The following is a 22,238-nucleotide window of genomic DNA, read 5'->3' as shown; positions in this document are numbered from 1 at the left end:
CCTGCGGCAGGATGGATGCCACCTGGTACGTACGCGTCATTCGCGCCCGTATGTGAAGACAACCGCTGGAGACGCCCGGTGAGTTCCCCAGATCCACAGGTTCGCGCAGCGCGAAACCACGAGAGCACCCCCGCCGTGCGCGGGCCTGTCGTCGCGGTCACCGGAGCCGCGCGCGGGGTCGGCGCGCTGCTCACCGAGCGGCTCGCCGAGTCCGCAGAGGTCCGCCAGGTCATCGCCATCGACGAACGGCGCGGGGAGTGCGCGGCGGCGCAGTGGCACATCCTCGACGTGCGGGATCCGGCGATCGCGGAGCGGCTGCGCGGCGCCGACGTCGTGGTGCACCTGGCGCTCGACCTCGACCTGGAGACCGATTCCGCCGCCCGGACGGCGTACAACGTCCGGGGGACGCAGACCGTGCTGACCGCCGCGGCCGCGGCCGGGGTGCACCGCGTGGTGCTGTGCACCTCCGCGATGGTCTACGGGGCGCTGCCGGACAACGAGCTGCCGCTGTCGGAGGACGCGGAGCTGCGGGCGACCGCCGAGGCGACCGGGGTCGGGGACCTGCTGGAGATCGAGCGGCTGGCGCGGCGCGCGCCGCGGGCGCACCCCGGGCTGAACGTCTCCGTGGTCCGGCCCGCGGTCCTCGTCGGCGGCACGGACACCGCGCTGACCAGGTACTTCGAGTCGCCGCGACTGCTGGTGGTGGCCGGATCACGGCCCGCGTGGCAGTTCTGCCACGTGGAGGACCTGTGCAGCGCCCTGGAGTACGCCGTGCTGGAGAAGGCCGACGGCGAGCTGGCCGTCGGGTGCGAGGGGTGGCTGGAGCAGGAGGAGGTCGAGGAGCTCAGCGGGATCCGCCGGATGGAACTGCCGTCGGCGGTCGCGCTGGGGGCGGCGGCCCGGTTGCACCGGATCGGGCTCACGCCGTCTCCGGCGGGGGACCTGGCGTACACGATGTACCCGTGGGTGGTGAGCGGCAGCCGGCTGCACGATGCCGGGTGGCGGCCGCGCTGGACCAACGAGGAGGTCCTCGCCGCGCTGCTGGAGGAGGTGTCCGGGCGGCACACGGTCGCCGGGCGGCGCCTGGGCCGCAAGGACGCGACGGCGGCGGGGGCCGCCGGGGCGACGGTGGCCCTGCTGGGAGCGGCGGCGGTGGTGCGGCGGGCCCGGAAGGCGCGCCGGCGCTGAGAGACGTACGGGGCTCCGGACCCGCACGCGCGCGTGCGGGCTGATCGCGCTGTTCCCCGTCCCGCCACGTGTCGGGCACGATGGACGCATGGCAGCCACCAACGATCATCCCGGCGAGTACGCCGCCGAGGACCCCGTCAAGCTGATCGGCGTGCGGGAGACCCCCCTCTCCCTCGACGAGGTGTTCAAGGCGCTCGGGGACGATGCCGCCGGCGGGACCGCGCTGTTCGTGGGCACCGTGCGGAACCACGACGGGGGCGCCGATGTCGACGCGCTCGGGTACTCCTGCCATCCCGGCGCGGAGGCGGAGCTGCGCAGGGTCGCCGAGAAGGTCGCCGCCGCGTACCCGGTGCGGGCGCTGGCGGCCGTGCACCGCGTGGGAGACCTGAGGGTGGGGGACCTCGCGGTCGTCGTCGGGGTGTCGTGTCCGCACCGGGGCGAGGCCTTCGAGGCCTGCCGGAAGCTGATCGACGACCTCAAGCACGAGGTGCCGATCTGGAAGCACCAGCGCTTCTCGGACGGCACCGAGGAGTGGGTCGGCGCGTAGGGCCGCCCGCCGTGTCGATCACGAACCCCGATACCGCAATTCCGGTTGCGTAACCGGACCCCTGGCGTGAGCGTTGTCAGTGCGGATGGTTAATCTGCTGATCAGTCAGTTGCGGTCGCTCACGTGGGGTTGGGAGGTCGGCATGGCGGCGCTCGCCTGGTTGCTGATTCCGTTTATGGCTGCGATAGGCGCCGGACTGTGGGGGAGCTGGGCGAACCGGACCCGCAAGGCGCGCAGCGACGGTCCCGAACTCGACGGTTACGCCCGTTTCCGCGAGGCCATGGAGAGGTCCCACTCCAGTACGTGACGGTCCCGCCCTGACGGTGCGCTGACAGAGCCGTCCCGTACTGTCGAGTCATGCCACGCCGCACCGCGACGATGCTCGCCTCCACCCTGATGCTCATCGCGCTCCTGTGCGCGGGAGTCCTCTTCCCCGTGCCCTACTCGGAGATGTCACCGGGGCCGACGGTCAACACCCTGGGCAACCACGGCGGCGAGCCGGTGCTGCAGATCTCCGGCCGGAAGACCTACCCGACGGACGGCCACCTCAACATGACCACCGTCCGGGTCACCAGCGCCGACTACCACATGAACCTCGTCGAGGCCGTCTACGGCTGGCTGGCACACGACAGCAAGATCGTCCCGCACGACACGCTCTACCCCGACGGCAAGACGGAGGAGCAGTCGACCCAGGAGAACGCCGAGGAGTTCACCCAGTCCCAGGAGAGCGCCAAGGTCGCCGCCCTGAAGGAGCTCCACATCCCGGTGCAGTCCTGGGTGATCGTCTCCACGGTCGTCAAGGGCACCCCGGCGCAGGGCAGGCTGCACGCGGGCGACGTCATCAAGGCCGTCGACGGCACGGCGGTCAAGCAGCCCTCCGACGTCGCCAAGCTGGTCACCAAGCACGAACCGGGGCAGGACGTGGTCTTCACGATCGTGCCGGCCAAGGAGCAGGCCGCCGCCGCGAAGCAGCACAAGGCGGCGACCGTCACCAAGGACGTCACCATCACCACCGCGCAGTCCGCCGACGCGGGGGCCAAGCGGGCCATCGTGGGGATCTCCGCCGGGACCGATCACACGTTCCCGTTCGAGATCAACATCAAGCTCGCGGACGTCGGTGGCCCGAGCGCGGGGCTGATGTTCGCGCTCGGCATCTACGACAAGCTCACGCCGGGCAGCCTGACCGGCGGGAAGTTCGTGGCCGGCACCGGGACGATAGACGACGGCGGCACGGTCGGCCCGATCGGCGGGATCGAGATGAAGACCGTCGGCGCGCGCAGCAAGGGCGCCCGGTTCTTCCTCACCCCCGCGGAGAACTGCGCGGCCGCCGCCAAGGACACCCCCTCGGGGCTCACCCTCGTCAAGGTGCACACGATCGGCGACGCGCTCACCGCTCTGAAGGACATCCGCGGCGGCAGGACCGCCGACCTGCCGAAGTGCACGGCCAAGGGCTGACGGGCAGCACCCCGGCCGTGTGCCTGACGGATACCGAAGGGCGGCGGGCGGACCTGGGGCCTCTCGTTTGGACCAGGCCGGGCTGATCCAAACGAAGGACCCTAGTCCTCGAAGGTCGCGGCCAGGGCCTCGGCCAGCCCCGGCACCAGGTCGGAGCCCGTGAGGACCTCCGTGGCGGAGTCCTTCTCGCGCAGGCGCAGGGCCGACTCCCGGGCGCCGTCACGCAGGACCGCGACCGTCATGCGGACCTCCTGGCGCTCGGGGTGGCCGGCCACCCACTTCGCCAGCCTCGCTCCGTCCAGTCCCTGCGGGACCTGCGTCTCGGCGGACGGGGGCAGCATCAGGCGCTCCACGGTCAGCGCGCAGCCGGCCACCGCTCCCGGCCAGGCGATGGTGGCGAGGAACTCGTCGAGGGGCCGGTCGGCCGGGACCTCGTCCTGCTCGATCGGGGTGAGACCGGGGGTCTCCTGCTCGTCCTCCAGGCCGAGCTGGGCCGCGAGCGCGGGTTCCTGGGTCCGCAGCCGCGCGGTGTCTACGAGGGCGAAGAGGCGAGCGGGCTGGTCCCAGCCGAGGCCGGAGGCGTACTCGTCGATCTCGAGTACCGCCCGGGTGAGCGGGTTCGCTGCCATGGGAGTGTTGGACATGGTCACAATCCTGCCTCGTTCCTGGGCGGAAGCGGGAACTGAGTAAACGGTGAGTAAGTTGCATAGGTGTGGGCCCACGAATCCGGGGGCCCACCGTACGGTCCGCGGAAGCGGGGGCCTGACGCAACGAAACCGAACCAACAGCGACTTTCGAGGTGCACACCTTGGCTTTCCAGATGCCGGACCGCGGCGGAGGCCCGACAGGGCCGCGGATGAGAGTGGGCCGCCCGTCCCGGCGTGCCAGGACCCTGCTCATGACACTGGGCGTCCTCGCCGTCCTCGGCATGGTCTTCGCCATGTTCGCGGGCTTCTGGACGGACTGGCTGTGGTACCGGTCGGTGCACTACTCGTCCGTGTTCACCACCACACTGTGGACCAAGATCGGACTGTTCTTCGTCTTCGGCCTGCTGATGGCGGCCGCGGTCGGCGTGAACATCTGGCTGGCGCACCGGCTGCGGCCGCCGCTGAGCGCCATGTCGATGGAGCAGCAGAGCCTGGACCGCTACCGGATGGGCATCGCGCCGTACAAGAAGTGGCTGCTGTCCGGCATCACGGCGCTGGTCGGGCTGATCGCCGGTGCCTCCGCCGCGAGCGAGTGGCGGACCTGGCTGATGTGGGTCAACGGCGTGCCGTTCGGCAAGCAGGACTCGCAGTTCCACCTGGACGTCTCCTTCTACGCCTTCGACCTGCCCTGGTACCGCTTCCTGCTGGGCTTCGGCTTCGCCGCGACGATCCTCTCCCTGATCGCCGCGGTGCTCACCCACTACCTGTACGGCGGTCTGCGCGTCACCAGCCCCGGCGCGCGTGCCACGGGCGCGGCGACCGGGCACCTGTCGGTGCTCTTCGGCGTCTTCGTGACGCTGAAGGCGGTGGCCTACTGGCTCGACCGTTACGGACTGGCGGTGAAGTCGAGCGACTTCAAGGCGACCGGCAACTGGACGGGCCTGAGGTACGTCGACGCCAACGCCTATCTGCCGGCCAAGACGATCCTGTTCTGCATCGCCGTCATCTGCGCGCTGCTGTTCTTCGCCACCCTGTGGCGGCGCACCTGGCAGCTGCCGGTCATCGGGTTCGGCCTGATGGTGCTGTCGGCCGTACTCATCGGCGGCCTGTACCCGGCGATCGTGCAGAAGTTCCAGGTCGAGCCCAACGAGCAGGCCAAGGAAGCCCCGTACGTCCAGAAGAACCTCCAGGCGACCCGTGAGGCGTACGGAATCGACGACTCCAAGGTCACCGACTACGCGGGCACGAGCAGCACCCAGGACAAGAAGCAGCTGCGGGACGCCGCCGCCGACGCGGCCAGTTACCGGCTGATGGACCCGAACATCGTCTCGCCGACGTTCGAGCAGCTCCAGCAGGTCCGCAACTACTACGGCTTCCCGTCCAACCTGGCCGTCGACCGGTACAAGACCAAGGACGGAAAGGTCCAGGACACGGTCATCGGCCTGCGCGAGCTGAACCTCGCCGGGATCCCGAAGAACAACTGGATCAACGACCACTTCCGCTACACCCACGGTTACGGCGTGGTTGCGGCCAAGGGCACCGAGGCCGACTCCGAGGGCCGCCCGGTGTTCACCGAGTACAACCTGCCGTCCACGGGTGACCTCCCGCGCTACGAGCAGCGGATCTACTACGGCGAGAAGACCAGCACCTACTCCATCGTCGGCGGTCCCCAGAAGGAGATCGACTACTCCGACGACAGCGGTGAGAAGACCACCAGTTACAAGGGGAACAGCGGCGTCAGCCTCTCCAACCCGCTGAACCGGGCCGCGTACGCGGTGGCGTTCAGCGAGCCGCAGATCCTGTACTCCGGCGCGATCGGCGACGGTTCGCGCATCCTGTACAACCGCACGCCCAAGCAGCGCGTCGAGGCGGTCGCCCCGTGGCTGACGATCGACGGGGTCTCGTACCCGGCGGTGGTCGACGGGCGCGTCCAGTGGATCGTGGACGCCTACACGACCACCAACGGCTACCCGTACTCCTCGCGCACCACCCTCGGTGACACGACGCTGGACTCGCTGACCGCCGCCAACAACCAGCGGGTGGTGGCCCAGCAGAACCAGGTCAACTACATCCGCAACTCGGTCAAGGCGACCGTCGACGCCTACACGGGCGAGGTCAAGCTCTACCAGTGGGACACCAAGGACCCGGTCCTGAAGACCTGGATGAAGGCGTTCCCGGGCACGGTCGAGCCGAAGAAGGACATCTCCCCGGAGCTGATGTCCCACATCCGGTACCCGCAGGACCTGTTCAAGGTGCAGCGCGAGCTGCTCACGCGCTACCACGTCACGGACGCGCAGACCTTCCTCAGCGGCAGCGAGGTGTGGCAGATCCCCAACGACCCGACCAACAAGTCGGGCGACGCGGTGCCGCCGTACTACCTGAGCCTCAAGATGCCCGGTGAGTCGTCCCAGACGTTCTCGCTGACGACGACGATGACGCCGAACGGCCGTGACAACCTGAGCGCGTTCATGACGGTCAACGCCGACGCGAACACGAGCGGTTACGGCAGGATCAGCATCCTGAAGCTGCCCACGGGCAAGACGATCGACGGTCCGAAACGGGTGCAGAGCCAGTTCAACTCCGAACCCGCCATCGCCGAGTCCATCCGGCTGCTGAAGGGTGGCGACTCGGAGGTCGAGTACGGCAACCTGCTGACGGTGCCGCTCGACGGGGGACTGCTCTACGTCGAGCCGGTCTACCTGCGCGGCGGCGGCCTCAAGTACCCGCTGCTGCGCAAGGTCCTGGTGACCTACGGCGGGAACACGGCGTTCGAGGACACGCTCGACAAGGCGCTCGACAAGATCTTCGGCGTCGAGGGCTCGACCACTGAGCCACCCGGTTCCGACACCGGTGGCGGTGGCACCGGCGGGACGACCACCCCGCCGCCGTCGAACAACCCGACGGTCAAGGAGGCGTTGAAGGACGCCCAGAAGGCCTTCGACGACGGTCAGACCGCCCTGAAGAACGGTGACTGGCAGGCGTACGGCCAGGCGCAGAAGGACCTTCAGGACGCGCTGAAGCGGGCCGAGGACGCGCAGGCGCAGGCGGCGAAGGCAGGCGCCGGCGGCAAGAACGGCGACGGCAAGGGCGGCGCTCCGGCACCGGACAGCAGTCCGAGCGGTAGCCCGAGCGGGGGCTGATCGCTCTCCGCCGAGTCCAAGGGCCCGGATCCGCACTGCGGATCCGGGCCCTTCGCCGTGTGCGAACGCATGTGCCGACGTATCCAGCCGCCGTGCCGCCGTGGGGAGTTGGGAGATCTGTGTTTGACTTGTCTCTCTGTGGGCATGTCGACAAAACGCTGAAGTGACCTCACTGGCTGGGGTATTACTGATGTACCCGGGTTGCAGGTGGTGCGACGATGGACGTTATGGGGGACAAGGCAACTCTGTTCGGGACGGGGCGATTTGTGCAGGCTTCCGGTTCTGAGGGGACCGGAGGCGGGGCCCGGGGCGAGTCCGTGGCGGCGGCCGCCGACGAGACCGCCGAGCTGGCACGCCGCCGCCTCGCCGCCGAGGCGGGCGACGTGGAGGCCATGAGCGTCCTCGGGGCCATGCTGCTGCGCCGCGGCGATCTCGACGGAGCCGAACCCCATCTGCGTTCCGCCACCGCGGGCGGCGACCGCGCCGCGGCCAACAACCTGGGCGTCCTGCTCCACCAGCGCGGATACGCCGACGAGGCCGCCGGGTGGTGGCGTATCGCCGCCGTCGCCGGCTCCGCGGCGGCCGCGCACGCGCTCGGACGGCACCACCGTGAGCGCGGTGACGAGCCCGCCGCCGAGTACTGGCTGCGCCAGTCCGCCGAGCAGGGCCACCTCCTGGGCGCCTACGCCCTCGCCGACCTGCTGGAGCACCGCGGCGACGCCGGGGCCGAGCGCTGGCTGCGGGCCGCCGCCGAGCGGGGGCACCGGGAGGCGGAGTACCGGCTGGCGCGGGCGCTGGACCGGCGGGCCGGGAGGCAGCCCGGCGGGGACGGTGCCGGGCTGATGGCGCAGGCCGAGCAGTGGTACCGCCAGGCCGCCGCGCGCGGGCACCGGCGGGCCGCCCTGCACCTCGGCGCCATCCTGGAGCGGCGCGGCGCCCTCAAGGAGGCCGGCCGCTGGTACCTGACCTCCGCCAAGGACGGCGAGGCCAGGGCCGCCTGCGCGCTCGGGTTCCTGCTGCGGGACGCCGGTGACGCCGAGAGCGCCGCCCTGTGGTGGCTCAGAGCCGCGCAACACGGCGACGGCAACGCGGCGAACGCGCTGGGCGCGCTGCACGCCGAGCGCGGCGAGACGCAGACCGCCGAGCGGTGGTACCGGGCGGCGATGGACGCGGGCGACATCAACGGCGCCTACAACCTCGGGCTGCTCTGCGCCGAGCAGGGCCGTACCGCGCAGGCCGAGCAGTGGTACCGGCGCGCGGCCTACGCCGGGCACCGGGAGGCGTCGAACGCGCTGGCCGTCCTGCTGCTCCAGGGCGGGGACACCGGTGGGGCCGAGCCGTGGTTCTCCAAGGCGGCGGAGGCCGGGAGCGTCGACGCCGCGTTCAACCTGGGGATCCTCCACGCCGGGCGGGACCAGGACGCCCAGGCCCTGCGGTGGTACGAGCGGGCGGCGGCGGCCGGGCACACGGAGGCGGCGCTGCAGGTGGGGATCGCCCGGCTGCGGGCGGGCGACGAGCGGGAGGCCGAGCGGCATCTGCGGTGCGCGGCCGGCGGCGGGAGCCCGGAGGCGGCGTACCGGCTGGCCACCGTGCTCGACGCCCGGCGGCCGCCGGCACCCGCGCACGAGCTCGGGGAGCCGACGATCCAGGAGAAGACCGAGTGCGAGGAGTGGTACGAGCGGGCGGCCGGGCAGGGGCACCGGCGGGCGCAGGTGCGGGTCGGGATGCTGGCCGCGGCGCGCGGGGACGTGGTCGAGGCGGCGCGGTGGTACCGGAAGGCGGCGGAGTCCGGGTCCCGCAACGGCGCGTTCAACCTGGGGCTGCTGCTCGCCCGGGAGGGCAGCGAGCCCGAGGCGGCCGCGTGGTGGGCGCGGGCGGCCGACGCCGGGCACGGGCGGGCGGCGCTGCGGCTCGCCCTGGCGCACGCCCGGCGCGGGGAGCTGGCCGAGGGGCAGGGGTGGGCCGACCGTGCCGTGACGCTGGGGCCGGCGGAGGTCGCCCAGCGGGCCGCGCGACTGCGTGACGCGCTGCGCGAGGAGCTGTCCGCGTGACGCGGGTCCCGTCGTCGTGCCCCGTCGCCGCCGTAAGCGATTTGCTTCTCGGCCCCGCGTTCACGTACTGTTCCATTCAACGACGCGGGGTGGAGCAGCTCGGTAGCTCGCTGGGCTCATAACCCAGAGGTCGCAGGTTCAAATCCTGTCCCCGCTACTGAAGGCCGAGGGCCGGAATCCGATCAGGATTCCGGCCCTCGGTGTTTCGGCTCGCGAACGGCGGCTCGCGAACGCCAGGTCGTGAAAGGCCCCCGGCGCCGTCGGGTGCCGGGGGTCTTTCCTGTGCGAGTGGGGCTGTGGGCCGGGGCTGTCAGGCCGCCGCCGAGCAGTTCGGGCACAGCCCACGGTAGGTGACCTCCACGTCCGAGACCGTGAAGCCGAAGCGCTCCGAGTCGGGCAGGTCGGCCAGCGGGTTGCCGCTCGGGTGGACGTCCCGGATCGCGCCGCAGCCGGCGCAGACCAGGTGGTGGTGCGGCTCGTGCGCGTTGGGGTCGTACCGCTTGGCGCGCTTGTCCGTGGCGACTTCCAGGACCTCGCCGAGGGAGACCAGCTCGCCCAGCGTGTTGTAGACGGTCGCCCGGGAGATCTCGGGCAGCTTGGCGACGGCCCGGGCGTGGACCTCGTCGGCCGTCAGGTGGACGTGTTCGCCGTCGAGGACCTCGGCCACCACGCGCCGCTGCGCGGTCATCCGCCATCCGCGTCCGCGCAACCGTTCCAGAAGGTCACTCATACAGACCAGCCTAACAGCAAGGGGAAACAGTTCCCGAATCAGTGTGACTTTGGATCCCTGCTGAAGTTGGACAAAGTCCATTGAGTGTGTTCAGGCCGTGCCCGCACCGGCGGCCGCCGCGTGCTGCCGTACCGGCGCCCAGCAGCGGATGATGTCGCGGACCGAGACGATGCCCGCCGGCTCGTCGTGGTCCAGGACGATGAGGTGTCGGAAGCCGCCGTGGGTCATGGCGCGGGCCGCCTCCTCCAGCGTCCAGGACGGCGCGGCGAACACGACGTCGGTGGTGGTGTGCGCGTGCACGCGCTCCGTGTCCGGGTTCTGGCCCAGGCCGACGGAGATGAGGACGTCGCGTTCGGTGAGGATGCCGATGCCGCCCGCGTCGGGGTCGTGGACGACGGCGGCGCCCACGTGGCGCGCGGACATCAGGGCCGCCGCCTGGCGCAGGGTGTGTGCGGGACCGATGGTGAGGACCACCGTGCTCATGGCGTCGCGGACGAGCATGGGAGGGAGCCACCTCCTCGGGGAATCCGGCTGGTGCGTGCCCGGCGCGAAGGGCGCCCGGGGAGCACCGCACAAGTTCACAAGTAGGGGAACTCCCAGAGTCTCAGGCAAAGCGGGAGTCAACAAGAGGGCGTGCGCGGCCGGCCGGGGGCGTGCGCACGCGTTCCGCGTCGCCCGTCAGCGCCGGTTGAGGTACCCCAGCATCTCGTCGTGCAACAGTCCGTTGGACGCGGCGGCGTTGCCGCTGTGCGGGCCGGGGCGGCCGTTGAGGCCGGTGAAGGTGCCGCCGGCCTCCGTCACGATGATCGCGTTCGCGGCCATGTCCCACAGGGACAGCTCCGGCTCGGCGCAGAAGTCGACCGAGCCCTCGGCGACCATCATGTACGGCCAGAAGTCGCCGTAGGCGCGGGTGCGCCAGACCGCGCGGGTCAGATCGAGGAAGCCGTCCAGGCGGCCCTGCTCCTCCCAGCCGCTCAGCGAGGAGTACGCGAAGGAGGCGTCCGGGAGTTCCGCGACGCGGGACACCTGGAGCCTGCTCGCCCGCGCCAGGCTGCGGCCCGTGAAGGCGCCGTGGCCCTTGGCGGCCCACCAGCGGCGGCCCAGGGCGGGGGCGGAGACGAGGCCCACGACGGGCCAGTAGCCCCCCTCGCCCGCCTCCATCAGGGAGATGAGCGTGGCCCAGACCGGGACGCCGCGCACGTAGTTCTTGGTGCCGTCGATCGGGTCGACGACCCAGCGGCGGGGGCCGGTGCCCTCGATGCCGTACTCCTCGCCGAGGACCGCGTCGCGGGGGCGGGCGCGTTGCAGCTGGCCGCGGATGAGTTCTTCCGCCGCCTTGTCCGCTTCGCTGACCGGGGTCATGTCCGGCTTGGTCTCGACCTTGAGGTCGAGGGCCTTGAAGCGGCCCATGGTCGCGGCGTCGGCGGCGTCCGCGAGGACGTGGGCCAGGCGCAGGTCGTCGAGGTAGTCCGGCATGCGAGCACCGTATCCGCCCGGGGCGGCACGGGGCCACGGGGGGCACCCAAGCCCCTCGGTGCGCGGAGGGGCCCGTGCACCGAGGGGCTTGGGTGCCCGCGGCGACGGGGTGTGGGACCCGCGGTGACGAGGGTGTGGTGCCCAGCAGGGAGCGCACATGCTGTCACGGACCCTTGACAGTGCGTTCGGGGGCGTCAAACCTGGGCGCAGAGCCGCTCGCCCCAGGGAGGCGATGATGCCTGCAGCGCGGGAATCCCTGCTGGACGCCGCCTACACGGCGCTGACCCGGCGGCCGTGGCCCGCGGTACGGATGGTCGACGTGGCCGCAGCGGCCGGGGTCTCCCGGCAGACGCTGTACAACGAGTTCGGCAGCAAGGAGGGGTGCGCGCGGGCCCTGGTCCGGCGGGAGGCGGACGGCTATCTCGCCGGGGTCGAACGGGCCCTCACCGCCCCCACCGACCCGCGCGAGCGGCTCATCGCGGTCGCCGAGTGGACCGTCGCCGCGGCCCGGGACAACGCGCTGGTGAAGGCGATGCTCACTGGCTGCTGGAGCGAACGGCTGCCCTCGCCGACGCTGTCGGCGGTGCCGTCCTCCAGCGCGGTTCCGGCGCAGCGCCGGGCCGACGGCCCACTGCCGTCGCCCGGCGACTTCGTGGCGATCGTCCGCGACCGCGCCGTGAGCCTGCTCCCGGTCTCCGGCTCACCCAGGGCGGACACCGCCGAACTGGCCCGCGCCTGCGAGCTGGTGATCCGTCTCGCCCTGTCGTGCGTGGCGGCGCCGCCGGGCCGGGGCGGCGTCGCCGAACTGGTACGCGGGGCGCTCCCGCGCCAACTGGGCTGACCCGTCGGCCCGTCGGCCCGTCCGCCCGTCGCGCCGCCGCGTCAGTGCGCGGAACCGGACAGCTGGAGCCCGATCACCCCGATGATGACCAGGCTGATCGAGACGATCTTCAGGGTGGAGACCAGGTCGCCGAGGAAGACCATGCCGTAGATCGCGGTGCCCGCCGCGCCGATGCCGGTCCACACCGCGTACGCGGGGCCCACGTCGAGCTTCCTCAGGGCCAGGGTGAGCAGACCGAAACTGCCCAGGGCGAAGCAGCAGAAGGCGATGGTCGGCCAGAGCCGGGTGAAGCCGTGCGACAGCTTCAGGCACACGGCGAAGCCGGTCTCGAGCAACCCGGCGACGATGACCAGCAGCCACGCCATGTGCTGTCCTCCCGTGGGTCCGCGTGCCGTGACCGCTTGGTCGTGCCTGGGGCAGGTCATGATCCGGCTCCGTGCGATTATGCACTTGCCGGACCGCACCGCACCCAAACAACGCGAAGGTCAGTCGCCTTCCCTGCGCTCTCGCGTGGCCAGCAGCCGGCGCAGCGAGTACAGCCGGGCCGGGTCCGCGTGCCCCTCGGCGACCCACGCGTCCAGCGCGCAGTCCGGCTCGTCGTGGCTGCACGCGCGCGGGCAGCCCTCGGTGCCCGCTTCCAGGTCGGGGAAGGCGTGGATGACCCGGGACGGGTCGATGTGCGCGAGCCCGAACGACCGTACGCCCGGGGTGTCGACGACCCAGCCGGCCGCGTCCGCCAGCGGCAGCGCGAGCGCGGAGGTGGTGGTGTGCCGGCCCCGGCCGGTCACCGCGTTCACATGTCCCGTCACCCGCCGCCGCTCCGGCGGCACCAGCGCGTTGACGAGGGTCGTCTTGCCCACGCCGGAGTGGCCGACGAACGCGGTGACCTTCCCGTGGAGGTGCTCGCGCACCCGGTCCGCGGCGGCACCGGCGTCCAGCTCCGCACGGCTGGTGACGACGTAGGGGATGTCCAGATCCCCGTACAGCTCCAGGAGCTTGTCCGGCGGGGCCAGGTCCGACTTGGTCAGGACCAGCAGCGGGTCGAGGCCACCGTCGTACGCCGCCACCAGGCAGCGGTCGATCAGCCGCGGGCGCGGCTCGGGGTCGGCGAGCGCGGTGACGATGGCCAGTTGGTCGGCGTTCGCCACGACCACGCGCTCGTAGGGGTCGTCGTCGTCCGCCGTGCGGCGCAGGAGCGAGGCGCGCTCCTCGATGCGGACGATGCGCGCGAGGGTGTCCTTCTTCCCGGACAGGTCACCTACCAGGGCCACCCGGTCGCCCACCACGGCGGCCTTGCGGCCCAGTTCGCGGGCCTTCATCGCGATGACCGCGCGGTCGTCGACGAGGCACGTCAGCCGTCCCCGGTCGACGGTGAGGACCATGCCCTCGGCGGCGTCCTCGTGCTTGGGTCGGATGTGCGTGCGCGGCCGGTTGCCCCTGCGGTTGGGGCGGCTGCGGATGTCGTCCTCGTCGGTGTGCTTGCCGTAGCGGCGCATGGTGTGGTCCCCGCGTCCCTACGCCTCGAGCATCCCGGTCCAGAGGTCGGGGAATTCCGGCAGTGTCTTCGCCGTCGTCGCCACGTTCTCGATCTGCACGCCCTCGACCGCCAGGCCGATGATCGCGCCGGCGGTCGCCATGCGGTGGTCCTCGTAGGTGTGGAAGACGCCGCCGTGCAGGCGGCGGGGGCGGATGTGCAGGCCGTCGGCCGTCTCGGTCACGTCACCGCCGAGCTCGTTGATCTCCTTGGTCAGCGCGGCCAGGCGGTCGGTCTCGTGCAGCCGCAGATGGGCCACGCCCCGCAGGGTGGAGGGCGAGTCCGCCAGCGCGGCGACGGCCGCGACGCCCGGGGTCAGCTCGCCGACCTCGCCGAGGTCCACGTCGATGCCGTGCACGGCACCCGAACCGGTGAACACCAGGCCGCAGTCGGTGAGTTCGCAGGAACCACCCATCTCGGTGAAGATCTGCCGCAGCCGGTCACCCGGCTGGGTCGTCCGGGCCGGCCAGTCGGGGACGACGACCTTGCCGCCGGTCACCAGCGCCGCCGCGAGGAAGGGCTGGGCGTTGGACAGGTCGGGCTCCACGGTCAGGTCCCGGCCGAGCAGGGCGCCCGGGGTGACCCGCCAGACGTTCGGCTCGCCGCCCGACTCGGGGGTGTCCACCTGGGCGCCGACCGCTCGCAGCATGTCCACCGTCATCCGGATGTGCGGCAGCGACGGCAGTGACGTGCCGGTGTGCCGGACCTCCACGCCCTGGTTGAAGCGCGGTCCCGACAGCAGCAGGGCGCTGACGAACTGGGACGAGGAGGAGGCGTCGATCTCCACCGGGCCGCCGTCCAGCGCGCCGCTTCCGTGCACGGTCATCGGCAGCGCGCCGCGGCCGTCGTCGTCGATCCGGGCGCCGAGGACGCGCAGTGCGTCGATGACGCCGTCCAGCGGGCGCTCGTACGACCGCGGGTCGCCGTCGAAGCGGATGGGGCCGTCGGCCAGCGCGGCGACCGGCGGCAGGAAGCGCATCACCGTGCCGGCGTTGCCGACGTCGACCGTGGCCGGGCCGTGCAGCCCCGCCGGGATCACGCGCCAGGCCTCCCCGGTGCCGTCAGGACCCACGCCCTCGTCGATACCGACGCCCATGGCCCGCAGGGCGCCGGCCATCAGCAGCGTGTCGCGGGAGCGCAGCGGGCGGCGCAGCCAGCCCGGCTCGGAGGCGAGGGCGGCGAGCACCAGGGCACGGTTGGTGACGGACTTGGACCCGGGCACGTGGACCGTCGCGTCGACGGCTCCGCTCGCGTGCGGGGCGGGCCAGAGGGCGGTGTGCGCGGGGTTCGGGGCCATGTTCCCCACCTTAATGGGCGGCCGTGGTTCGGGTACGGCCGCGTAGTCGCTGGTCGCGCCCCGCGACGCAGCCGCACACCGGCACGGTCACGCGCCCTCTCGGCCCCGTCGTCGCCCTCGGAGAAAGCGCCTCACCCCGTCAGCAGCCACCGCCCGCCGCCGATCAGCGAGCACAGCGACACCGCGTGGAACAGGAACAGCCACAGCGCCGCCGGGACGTGCGTCAGGCGCGACAACTGGTCCGCGTCCGAGTCCCCGGCGCCTCCGCGCACCCGCTTGGCCTGGAGCTCGAAGGCCGGGCGCACCCCGCCGAGCAGCAGGAACCACACCACCGCGTACGCGAACGCGGCCTGCACCTGGGGGCCGGTCAGCCAGGACACCAGCAGGAACGTGCCGCCGGTGAGGAGCACGGTCAGCGCCCCGTAGGCGTTGCGGATCATCACCAACATCGCCACCAGCAGCGCCGTGGCCACCCACAGCAGCAGAGTGATGCGGCCGGTGGCAAGCAGGGCCGCGCCGCCCAGGCCCAGCAGCGGGGGAGCGGTGTAGCCGGCGGCCGCGGTGAGGATCATGCCGACGCCGTGCGGCTTGCCGCGGCTGACGGTCAGGCCGCTGGTGTCGGAGTGCAGGCGTATGCCGGTCAGCGTGCGTCCGGTGAGCAGCGCGACCAGCCCGTGCCCGCCCTCGTGCGCGATGGTGATCGCGTTGCGCGAGACGCGCCACAGGCCGTGCGGCACGACCACGGCGAGCGCGGCGGCCGCGGTGACGATCACCACCCACAGGTCGGGGTCGGGCTGGGTGCCGACGAGCCGGTCCCAGAGATCGGGCAGCGCGGTGGCGGCGAGGCTGTCCATGTGTCCGAGTGGCTCCCTGTGCGTGTGCGGGGTCTGGCAGTGTTGCACGGTATGTGCGGACGGTATGCGGCGAGTCGCGGCCCCGAGGATCTCGCAGGAGTCTTCGAGATCCAGCGGTGGGACCCGGAGGAGACCCTGGAACCCGACTACAACGTGGCTCCGACCAAGGAGGTCCACGTGGTCCTGGACCGCCCCTTGAAGGACGCCGACGACCGCAGTCCGGTTCGCCAGCTGCGGAAGCTGAGGTGGGGGCTCGTGCCGTCCTGGTCGAAGTCCCCCGAGGGCGCCGCCCGGATGATCAACGCGCGCGCGGAGACCGTGCACGAGAAGCCGTCGTACCGGCGTGCCTTCGCCGCCCGGCGCTGTGTCGTGCCCGCCGACGGCTACTACGAGTGGGTCACCGGCACCGAGGAACGGGAGCTGGAGGTCGAGGGCAGGCGCAAGCGGCCGCGCAAGCAGCCCTACTTCGTGACCCCGGCGGACGGCTCGGTCTTCGCGATGGCCGGGCTCTACGAGTTCTGGCGGGACCGGACCCTGCCCGACGACCATCCGCGGGCCTGGTGGGTGACCTGCTCGGTGATCACCACGGACGCGGAGCGGACCCCGCTGGCGGTCGCCCCGGCCGAGGGCCCCCGTTCGCTGGCCGACATCCACCCCCGGATGCCGCTGATGCTGACCCCGGACCGCTGGGACGCCTGGCTGGACCCGGCCCGCACCGACCCCGACGACCTGCGGGGGCTGCTCACCCCGCCGCCTTCGGGCCTGATGCGCGCCTACCCGGTGTCCACGGCCGTCAGCAGCGTCCGCAACAACGGACCGGACCTGCTCAAGGAGCTCGCGGCGCCGGAAGAGGGCACACTCTTCTGATGTGAGCGACGTGAGCGACGTGAGCGACCTGAGTGACGTGAGCGGTGTGAGCGAGACCGTCGGGACGGAGGCCGGCACGGCCCGGATCACCTGGCACCGGGCCCCCGGCGCACGCCTGGTGCTCGCCGTGAGCCACGGAGCCGGCGGCGGCGTCGAGGCCCGCGACCTCCAGGCCCTGGCCCGCGTGCTCCCCGGGCACGAGGTCACCGTCGCGCTGGTCGAGCAGCCCTGGCGGGTGGCCGGCAAGAAGGTGGCGCCCGCGCCGAGGACGCTGGACGCCGGCTGGCGCGGGCTGTGGCCCGCCCTCACCGGGCCGGGGCTGCCGGTGGTCGCGGGCGGCCGGAGCGCCGGGGCGCGCGTCGCCTGCCGTACGGCGACCGAGCTCGGCGCGTACGCCGTGCTCGCCCTCAGCTTCCCGCTGCACCCGCCGGGCAGGCCCGAGAAGTCCCGCGCCGACGAACTGCTCGGCGCGGGGGTGCCCACGCTCGTCGTCCAGGGCGGCAACGACCCGTTCGGCAGGCCCGAGGAGTTCCCGAAGGGTCCCCACCGGCTCGTCGAGGTGCCGTACGGCGACCACGGCTTCGCCGTCCCGAAGCGGGCGCCGATCACGCAGGACCAGGCCCTGGAGACCATCACCGACGCCGTCGCCCAGTGGACCGCGTCACTGACGTGACCCCCGGGGAATGCCTGGTGGACCACCGCTGTTGAGCCGGGCAGAAGTGCCGCTCACGGCGCCGACGTCACACGAGAGGGAGTCCGCCGCATGGGTTCGACTGTTTGCCCGAGCCGCAGCAGCCGCACTGACCTGGACTGGACGGTGCTGCACGCGGCGCGGACCGCTCCTGTTCGAGCGGCGGCAGGCACGGGTCGTCGTCTATCCTCCGATTCGAGTGGAACCGCATTCGGTGCCACGACGTCGCTTGAGGAGGTGGGTCCGGTTCCCGGTACCGACGCAGGGGCCGACAACGGCCAGGCGGAGCAGCCCGAGGGCCGGGGCGCGCGGGCGTCCGCGGAGTCGACCGCCCAGCGCAGCGCGCGCTTCGAGCGGGACGCGCTGGAATTCCTCGACCAGATGTACTCGGCGGCGCTGCGCATGACGCGCAACCCGGCCGACGCCGAGGACCTGGTGCAGGAGACCTACGCCAAGGCGTACGCGTCCTTCCACCAGTTCCGTGAGGGCACCAACCTCAAGGCGTGGCTGTACCGGATCCTCACCAACACCTTCATCAACTCCTACCGCAAGAAGCAGCGCGAGCCGCAGCGCAGCGCCGCCGAGGAGATCGAGGACTGGCAGCTCGCCCGCGCCGAGTCGCACATGTCGACCGGTCTGCGCTCCGCCGAGTCGCAGGCGCTCGACCACCTGCCCGACTCGGACGTGAAGGAAGCGCTCCAGGCGATCCCCGAGGAATTCCGCATCGCCGTCTACCTCGCGGACGTGGAAGGCTTTGCGTACAAGGAGATCGCGGACATCATGGGGACACCCATCGGGACGGTGATGTCCCGGCTGCACCGGGGCCGTCGTCAACTGCGCGGCATGCTCGAGGACTACGCCCGCGAGCGCGGACTGGTCCCGGCCGGCGCCGGGGAGTCGAACGAAGCGAAAGGCTCGGGCTCATGAGCTGCGGAGACCCGCACGAGACGGACTGCAGTGAGGTACTCGACCACCTCTACGAGTTCCTCGACAGTGAGATGCCGGACGTCGATCGTGACAAGTTCGAGCACCACTTCGAGGAGTGCTCGCCGTGCCTGGAGAAGTACGGCCTGGAACAGGCCGTGAAGAAGCTGGTCAAGCGGTGCTGCGGACATGACGACGTCCCCGCCGACCTGCGTGCCAAGGTCATGGGGCGGCTCGATCTGATCCGCTCCGGCCAGGCCGTCCCCGAGCACGACGTGACCGCGGCACCGGTGACTCCGCAGGAGTCCTGACCCGCCGCGCCGGGCCGTCCGGCGCCCCGCCGGACTCCCCGCGCCTCCTGTGCGCGCACCCGGCGCTCGCACACGCGTCGGACCCGCTTCAGGCGCCGGCCCGGACGCTCTTCACCCGAACGTGCTAATCCCCGGGTCTTCGGCCCGTGGGCTCCCCGCTGTGCGCCCTACGCTCCCACCGCGGACAGGCATGACCGGGGAGGGGCGGGGGGCGGCATGGAGGCGGTTCCACCGCGGGCCCGTGCGTATGTCGCCTGTGCCGTCCTCGGCGCCCTGGCCTGTCTGCTGCCGCTGCCGGTGACGCACACCCCCTGGTGGCCGGTCGCCCTGCTCACCGCGGTGTACGCCGGGTGCGGCCGGTTCGCCCGGCGCGGCCTCGCCGGGCTCTTCCACCCCGTCCTGCTCGCGGCCGCCTTCCTGCTGCCGCCGGCCGCCGCCGCGGTCGCCCCGCCGGCGCCGTTCCGCGCCGTCACGGGCCCGTCGTCGGCGGCTCCCGGCGGCGCGCAGGGCACCCCCGTCGTCGCTTCGGCCGCGGTGCCCGGAGGGGGAGACGAGCCCGTCCCGCCGCCGGGGTCGTACGCGGCCGAGGACCGCGGTGCCGGTGGCGGGCCGGGGCGGTCCGCGGGCGGTCGGCCGGAAACCCGTCGATGAGCCGACGCCTCCTGCTGCTCCTCATCCGCGGTTCGGCGGTCCTGGTCGCCCTGCTGTCCCTCACCGTCACCCTGTGGACCGGACTCGCGGAGCGCGGCGCCGCCCTCGCCTTCGGGGTGCTGGTCCTCGTCGGCGAGCTCACCCGGTGGACCGGGTCCGGGTCGCGGGAGGCCGCGCCGCTCGGCGCAGCCGGGGCGCTGTCGTACGCGCTGCTGGGCGAGGGCGCCGGCCGGCCCAGCCACCACGGCGCCTGCCAGGTCGTCGCCGTGGTGCTCGCCGCCTGCCTCCTGGGCGGCGTGCCGCACATCGCGACATCGCGCGCGGGCGCGGGTGGACGCCCGACCACCTGGCGCGGCGGATCCTCACCGTCGCCTTCGCCGCCGCCTGCTTCCAACCCCTCTACGGCAAAGGGGTGTTCCGGGGATGGGTCGGTCCGGCGTACGCCCTGCTGCTGCTCGCGCTCCTGGTGCTCACCGCGCTGTGCGGCGCCGTGCCCGCCGCCGCGCAGGCGCACTGCCGCACCCGGTGGCCGTTCGGCCCGCTGCTGCGGGAGGAACTGCGGGGCCTGCTCGGGGTCGGCTCGGCGGTGTGCGCGACCGGCGCGGTCATGGCACTCGCCGTCGCCGTGGCCGGACTGTGGGCGCTGCCCGTGTTCTCGCTGCCGCCGCTGCTCACCCAGCTTTCCCTCAGGCGGTACGCGGCCGTGCGGAGGACCTACCGGCAGGCGGGACTGCCCGCCGAGGAGCAGCGGCGGATCGCGCTGCTCGGCGGGGCCGTGGTGCGGCAGACCGGGGTCGACGCCCGGGTCGCGGTGGTGGTGGAACGGCAGGCCGACCCCTGCCGGGAGCAGTCGCTGCCCGCGCGGATCGTGCGGGCCGTCAACGCCTACGAGGAGAAGGCGCGCGACGTCGGGCCCGGCGGCCCGCTCAGGGCCCTGGAGGAACTGCGGCTTGCGGGGGCCGGCGTGTACGCCCCCGAGGTGGTGGAGTCGCTGGGCCGGGTGCTGTCGTGGGAGGGCCCGGTGCTTCCGGTTCTTCCCGGCGAGGGGTTAACCCATGGGTAATGAGCCTCCCTCCAGTCGTACGTGGTTGGATGCGAATGAGAGGGTGTCCGGGGCAGAAGCCGGCCCACTCGACGGAACTGGCAGGCGGGAATCGTGAGGATCTTCGGCAAGGGACGGCACCGGCCCTCCGCCTCCTGGCGGCAGGCCACCGACCGGGCGTTCACCCTGATCGGCGACGGCCGGTACGAGGACGCGGGCGCGCTGCTGACACGGGCCGCCGACCTGGAGCCCTGGCTGGCCGAGTCCTGGTTCAACCTCGCCCTGCTGCACAAGTTCCGGCACGACTGGGAGCAGGCGAGGGCGGCGGGCCTGCGGGCCGTGGCCCTGCTGGAGAAGGAGACCGGCGCGCCCGACTGGTGGAACGTCGGCATCGCCGCCACCGCCCTCCAGGACTGGCCGCTGGCCCGGCGGGCGTGGCAGGCGTACGGCCTGAAGGTGCCCGGAGGCGCGGCCGCCGCGGGGGAGCCGACGGGCATGGAGCTGGGCAGCGCGGCCGTGCGGCTGTCGCCGGAGGGCGAGGCCGAGGTGGTCTGGGGACGACGCCTGGACCCGGCGCGGATCGAGGTGCTGTCCATCCCGCTGCCCTCCTCGGGGCGGCGCTGGGGCGAGGTCGTGCTGCACGACGGGGTGCCCCACGGGGAGCGCACCACCGCGGCCGGCCATACCTACCCCGTCTTCGACGAGATCGAGCTGTGGGCGCCCTCTCCGGTGCCCACCTGGGTGGTCCTGCTCGAGGCCGCCACCGAGGCCGACCGGGACGCGCTGGAGCAGCTCGCCGGCGACGCCGGCTTCGCCGCCGAGGACTGGTCGTCGTCCGTGCGGCTGCTGTGCCGGATGTGCTCGGAGTCGCGGATGCCGTCCGACGAGGGCGACGGCGTGCACCTCGACCCGCACGACCACAGCGAGCCGGGGCACCCCGGGCCGCTCGGGCACCGCACCGACGGGCAGCTGTGGGTGCCGGAGCGGGAGTGCGGAGTGGCCGCTCCGGCGTCCCTGGTCCGCGGGCTGCTGGACGGGTGGGTGGCCGACAGCCCGGACTCGCGGGACTGGCGGGATCTGGAAGAGGTGTGTTGAGGGCGTCGGCCCGGCGTGGGCCGGCCGAGTCCTCGCGGCACAGTCGCATATCGGACACTCCCGGGCCCGGTCGGGGCTCCGGGCCCCGTACCCTGTAGCAGAGTTCACTCCCCGTTCTTGTCAGGAAGGCGTACGTCGGTCATGGCGCAGCAGGACACCGATCAGCAGCACGCGGGCGTGCTCCCCGTGGACGACGAGGGGTACGTCGTCGACTCGGAGGACTGCGAGGAGCGCGAGGCGGCCTGGTGTGAGCGCGGTACCTCCCGGCCCATCACGGTCGTCGGGAACCCCGTGCTGCACAAGGAGTGCAGGGACGTCACCGACTTCGGCGAGGAGTTCCAGCAGCTGGTCGCGGACATGTTCGCCAGCCAGCGCACCGCCGAGGGCGTGGGCCTGGCCGCCAACCAGATCGGCGTGGACCTGAAGGTCTTCGTCTACGACTGCCCGGACGACGAGGGCGCCCGGCACGTGGGGGTCGTCTGCAACCCCAAGCTGGTCGAGCTGCCCGCCGAGCGGCGCCGTCTGGACGACAGCAACGAGGGCTGCCTGTCCGTGCCCACCGCCTACGCGCCGCTCGCCCGCCCCGACTACGCCGAGGTCACCGGGCAGGACGAGAAGGGCAACCCGATCAAGGTCCGGGGCACCGGTTACTTCGCGCGGTGCCTCCAGCACGAGACGGACCACCTCTACGGCTACCTCTACATCGACCGGCTCTCCAAGCGGGAACGCAAGGACGCGCTGCGGCAGATGGCCGAGAACGAGCCGCGCTACCCCGTGGTGGCCAACGACTGAGTCCCTGCCGCCCGTTGGGGCGCGAGTGGCCCGTGCGTACGGCGCCCGACCGGAACATCCGGTCGGGCGCCGTATGTGTGTCCGTCACGCATTCGATCCCTTGTG

Annotated in this window: 22 protein-coding genes, 1 tRNA gene and 1 pseudogene; 16 read left to right on the top strand and 8 right to left on the bottom strand. The window is 72.4% G+C overall.

Annotated elements, in window-relative coordinates:
• The first annotated feature begins 78 nt into the window (after positions 1 to 78).
• The 4 genes from ACTYVM_RS14890 to ACTYVM_RS14875 all read left to right on the top strand — a co-directional run bounded on the left by ACTYVM_RS14890 (position 79) and on the right by ACTYVM_RS14875 (position 3,190).
• On the top strand, positions 79 to 1,188 hold the full coding sequence (locus ACTYVM_RS14890; protein ID WP_400029016.1) for an SDR family oxidoreductase: 1,110 nt from the start codon (positions 79 to 81) through the stop codon (positions 1,186 to 1,188).
• Between the two features lie 88 nt (positions 1,189 to 1,276).
• Entirely contained in the window at positions 1,277 to 1,735 is a 459-nt protein-coding gene (locus tag ACTYVM_RS14885; RefSeq protein ID WP_445526408.1) for a molybdenum cofactor biosynthesis protein MoaE, read from the top strand.
• A gap of 175 nt (positions 1,736 to 1,910) precedes the next feature.
• On the top strand, positions 1,911 to 2,042 hold the full coding sequence (locus ACTYVM_RS14880; protein WP_400029243.1) for a hypothetical protein: 132 nt from the start codon (positions 1,911 to 1,913) through the stop codon (positions 2,040 to 2,042).
• A gap of 50 nt (positions 2,043 to 2,092) precedes the next feature.
• Complete coding sequence (locus ACTYVM_RS14875) at positions 2,093 to 3,190, top strand: YlbL family protein (protein WP_445526407.1); 1,098 nt, start codon at positions 2,093 to 2,095, stop codon at positions 3,188 to 3,190.
• A gap of 101 nt (positions 3,191 to 3,291) precedes the next feature.
• Here the strand turns inward: ACTYVM_RS14875 and ACTYVM_RS14870 are convergent, their stop codons facing one another.
• Complete coding sequence (locus ACTYVM_RS14870; protein WP_445526406.1) at positions 3,292 to 3,834, bottom strand: PPA1309 family protein; 543 nt, start codon at positions 3,832 to 3,834, stop codon at positions 3,292 to 3,294.
• A gap of 155 nt (positions 3,835 to 3,989) precedes the next feature.
• Between ACTYVM_RS14870 and ACTYVM_RS14865 the strand changes: the two genes are divergently transcribed.
• The 3 genes from ACTYVM_RS14865 to ACTYVM_RS14855 all read left to right on the top strand — a co-directional run bounded on the left by ACTYVM_RS14865 (position 3,990) and on the right by ACTYVM_RS14855 (position 9,185).
• Positions 3,990 to 6,977, top strand: a complete 2,988-nt coding sequence (locus ACTYVM_RS14865) for a UPF0182 family membrane protein (protein ID WP_445526405.1) — start codon at positions 3,990 to 3,992, stop codon at positions 6,975 to 6,977.
• Positions 6,978 to 7,195: 218 nt separating this feature from the next.
• Positions 7,196 to 9,028, top strand: a complete 1,833-nt coding sequence (locus ACTYVM_RS14860) for a tetratricopeptide repeat protein (protein ID WP_445526404.1) — start codon at positions 7,196 to 7,198, stop codon at positions 9,026 to 9,028.
• Positions 9,029 to 9,111: 83 nt separating this feature from the next.
• Positions 9,112 to 9,185 (top strand) — tRNA-Met (locus ACTYVM_RS14855).
• 153 nt (positions 9,186 to 9,338) lie between these two features.
• Here ACTYVM_RS14855 and ACTYVM_RS14850 read toward each other — a convergent pair.
• The 3 genes from ACTYVM_RS14850 to hisN form a co-directional block, all read right to left on the bottom strand.
• On the bottom strand, positions 9,339 to 9,758 hold the full coding sequence (locus ACTYVM_RS14850; RefSeq protein ID WP_400029021.1) for a Fur family transcriptional regulator: 420 nt from the start codon (positions 9,756 to 9,758) through the stop codon (positions 9,339 to 9,341).
• 90 nt (positions 9,759 to 9,848) lie between these two features.
• Positions 9,849 to 10,259 carry a CBS domain-containing protein gene (locus tag ACTYVM_RS14845; RefSeq protein ID WP_445526403.1) on the bottom strand — a complete coding sequence of 137 codons (411 nt, stop codon included), beginning with the start codon at positions 10,257 to 10,259 and terminating at the stop codon, positions 9,849 to 9,851.
• A 177-nt stretch (positions 10,260 to 10,436) separates the two neighbouring features.
• Positions 10,437 to 11,234: a histidinol-phosphatase gene (gene hisN / locus ACTYVM_RS14840; RefSeq protein ID WP_445526402.1), complete on the bottom strand. Its 798-nt coding sequence runs from the start codon at positions 11,232 to 11,234 to the stop codon at positions 10,437 to 10,439.
• 232 nt (positions 11,235 to 11,466) lie between these two features.
• On the opposite strand from hisN, the gene ACTYVM_RS14835 reads away from it, so the two are divergent.
• The gene (locus tag ACTYVM_RS14835; protein WP_445526401.1) at positions 11,467 to 12,075 is read left to right on the top strand and encodes a TetR/AcrR family transcriptional regulator; all 609 of its coding nucleotides are present in this window, start codon (positions 11,467 to 11,469) and stop codon (positions 12,073 to 12,075) included.
• Between the two features lie 41 nt (positions 12,076 to 12,116).
• Here the strand turns inward: ACTYVM_RS14835 and ACTYVM_RS14830 are convergent, their stop codons facing one another.
• From ACTYVM_RS14830 to ACTYVM_RS14815, 4 genes are all read right to left on the bottom strand, one after another.
• Positions 12,117 to 12,440 carry a DMT family transporter gene (locus ACTYVM_RS14830; protein ID WP_445526400.1) on the bottom strand — a complete coding sequence of 108 codons (324 nt, stop codon included), beginning with the start codon at positions 12,438 to 12,440 and terminating at the stop codon, positions 12,117 to 12,119.
• Positions 12,441 to 12,560: 120 nt separating this feature from the next.
• On the bottom strand, positions 12,561 to 13,571 hold the full coding sequence (gene rsgA / locus ACTYVM_RS14825; RefSeq protein WP_445526399.1) for a ribosome small subunit-dependent GTPase A: 1,011 nt from the start codon (positions 13,569 to 13,571) through the stop codon (positions 12,561 to 12,563).
• A gap of 18 nt (positions 13,572 to 13,589) precedes the next feature.
• Positions 13,590 to 14,906, bottom strand: coding sequence for a 3-phosphoshikimate 1-carboxyvinyltransferase (gene aroA, locus ACTYVM_RS14820; RefSeq protein ID WP_445526398.1), 1,317 nt, complete (start codon positions 14,904 to 14,906; stop codon positions 13,590 to 13,592).
• A gap of 131 nt (positions 14,907 to 15,037) precedes the next feature.
• Positions 15,038 to 15,760, bottom strand: a complete 723-nt coding sequence (locus tag ACTYVM_RS14815) for a M50 family metallopeptidase (protein WP_400029027.1) — start codon at positions 15,758 to 15,760, stop codon at positions 15,038 to 15,040.
• Between the two features lie 51 nt (positions 15,761 to 15,811).
• On the opposite strand from ACTYVM_RS14815, the gene ACTYVM_RS14810 reads away from it, so the two are divergent.
• The 8 genes and pseudogenes from ACTYVM_RS14810 to def all read left to right on the top strand — a co-directional run bounded on the left by ACTYVM_RS14810 (position 15,812) and on the right by def (position 22,133).
• Positions 15,812 to 16,627, top strand: coding sequence for an SOS response-associated peptidase (locus ACTYVM_RS14810; RefSeq protein ID WP_445526397.1), 816 nt, complete (start codon positions 15,812 to 15,814; stop codon positions 16,625 to 16,627).
• A 1-nt stretch (position 16,628) separates the two neighbouring features.
• The gene (locus ACTYVM_RS14805; protein WP_445526396.1) at positions 16,629 to 17,300 is read left to right on the top strand and encodes an alpha/beta hydrolase family protein; all 672 of its coding nucleotides are present in this window, start codon (positions 16,629 to 16,631) and stop codon (positions 17,298 to 17,300) included.
• 255 nt (positions 17,301 to 17,555) lie between these two features.
• Entirely contained in the window at positions 17,556 to 18,245 is a 690-nt protein-coding gene (sigR, locus tag ACTYVM_RS14800) for an RNA polymerase sigma factor SigR (protein WP_400029029.1), read from the top strand.
• Complete coding sequence (gene rsrA, locus ACTYVM_RS14795) at positions 18,242 to 18,553, top strand: mycothiol system anti-sigma-R factor (protein WP_400029030.1); 312 nt, start codon at positions 18,242 to 18,244, stop codon at positions 18,551 to 18,553. Before sigR ends, rsrA begins: the two co-directional genes overlap by 4 nt.
• Before the next feature lie 216 nt (positions 18,554 to 18,769).
• The gene (locus ACTYVM_RS14790; RefSeq protein WP_445526395.1) at positions 18,770 to 19,204 is read left to right on the top strand and encodes a hypothetical protein; all 435 of its coding nucleotides are present in this window, start codon (positions 18,770 to 18,772) and stop codon (positions 19,202 to 19,204) included.
• Positions 19,201 to 20,267, top strand: a pseudogene (locus ACTYVM_RS14785) (metal-dependent phosphohydrolase). Before ACTYVM_RS14790 ends, ACTYVM_RS14785 begins: the two are co-directional and overlap by 4 nt.
• A 93-nt stretch (positions 20,268 to 20,360) precedes the next feature.
• Entirely contained in the window at positions 20,361 to 21,341 is a 981-nt protein-coding gene (locus ACTYVM_RS14780; protein ID WP_445526394.1) for a tetratricopeptide repeat protein, read from the top strand.
• 141 nt (positions 21,342 to 21,482) lie between these two features.
• Positions 21,483 to 22,133, top strand: a complete 651-nt coding sequence (gene def / locus ACTYVM_RS14775) for a peptide deformylase (protein ID WP_400029034.1) — start codon at positions 21,483 to 21,485, stop codon at positions 22,131 to 22,133.
• The last annotated feature ends 105 nt before the right edge of the window (positions 22,134 to 22,238 follow it).

It is taken from the genome of Streptomyces cyslabdanicus (assembly GCF_052663305.1).
This window is presented reverse-complemented; position numbering and strand designations above follow the sequence as displayed.

Coding starts and splice junctions, on each gene's coding strand:
- aroA (WP_445526398.1), bottom strand. CDS start 14,906: ATGGCCCCGAACCCCGCGCACACCGCCCTCTGGCCCGCCCCGCACGCG.
- rsgA (WP_445526399.1), bottom strand. CDS start 13,571: ATGCGCCGCTACGGCAAGCACACCGACGAGGACGACATCCGCAGCCGC.
- hisN (WP_445526402.1), bottom strand. CDS start 11,234: ATGCCGGACTACCTCGACGACCTGCGCCTGGCCCACGTCCTCGCGGAC.
- ACTYVM_RS14860 (WP_445526404.1), top strand. CDS start 7,196: ATGGACGTTATGGGGGACAAGGCAACTCTGTTCGGGACGGGGCGATTT.
- ACTYVM_RS14875 (WP_445526407.1), top strand. CDS start 2,093: ATGCCACGCCGCACCGCGACGATGCTCGCCTCCACCCTGATGCTCATC.
- ACTYVM_RS14790 (WP_445526395.1), top strand. CDS start 18,770: ATGGAGGCGGTTCCACCGCGGGCCCGTGCGTATGTCGCCTGTGCCGTC.
- ACTYVM_RS14880 (WP_400029243.1), top strand. CDS start 1,911: ATGGCTGCGATAGGCGCCGGACTGTGGGGGAGCTGGGCGAACCGGACC.
- ACTYVM_RS14810 (WP_445526397.1), top strand. CDS start 15,812: ATGTGCGGACGGTATGCGGCGAGTCGCGGCCCCGAGGATCTCGCAGGA.
- ACTYVM_RS14870 (WP_445526406.1), bottom strand. CDS start 3,834: ATGTCCAACACTCCCATGGCAGCGAACCCGCTCACCCGGGCGGTACTC.
- ACTYVM_RS14815 (WP_400029027.1), bottom strand. CDS start 15,760: ATGGACAGCCTCGCCGCCACCGCGCTGCCCGATCTCTGGGACCGGCTC.
- ACTYVM_RS14835 (WP_445526401.1), top strand. CDS start 11,467: ATGATGCCTGCAGCGCGGGAATCCCTGCTGGACGCCGCCTACACGGCG.
- ACTYVM_RS14830 (WP_445526400.1), bottom strand. CDS start 12,440: ATGGCGTGGCTGCTGGTCATCGTCGCCGGGTTGCTCGAGACCGGCTTC.
- rsrA (WP_400029030.1), top strand. CDS start 18,242: ATGAGCTGCGGAGACCCGCACGAGACGGACTGCAGTGAGGTACTCGAC.
- ACTYVM_RS14850 (WP_400029021.1), bottom strand. CDS start 9,758: ATGAGTGACCTTCTGGAACGGTTGCGCGGACGCGGATGGCGGATGACC.
- ACTYVM_RS14845 (WP_445526403.1), bottom strand. CDS start 10,259: ATGCTCGTCCGCGACGCCATGAGCACGGTGGTCCTCACCATCGGTCCC.
- ACTYVM_RS14885 (WP_445526408.1), top strand. CDS start 1,277: ATGGCAGCCACCAACGATCATCCCGGCGAGTACGCCGCCGAGGACCCC.
- def (WP_400029034.1), top strand. CDS start 21,483: ATGGCGCAGCAGGACACCGATCAGCAGCACGCGGGCGTGCTCCCCGTG.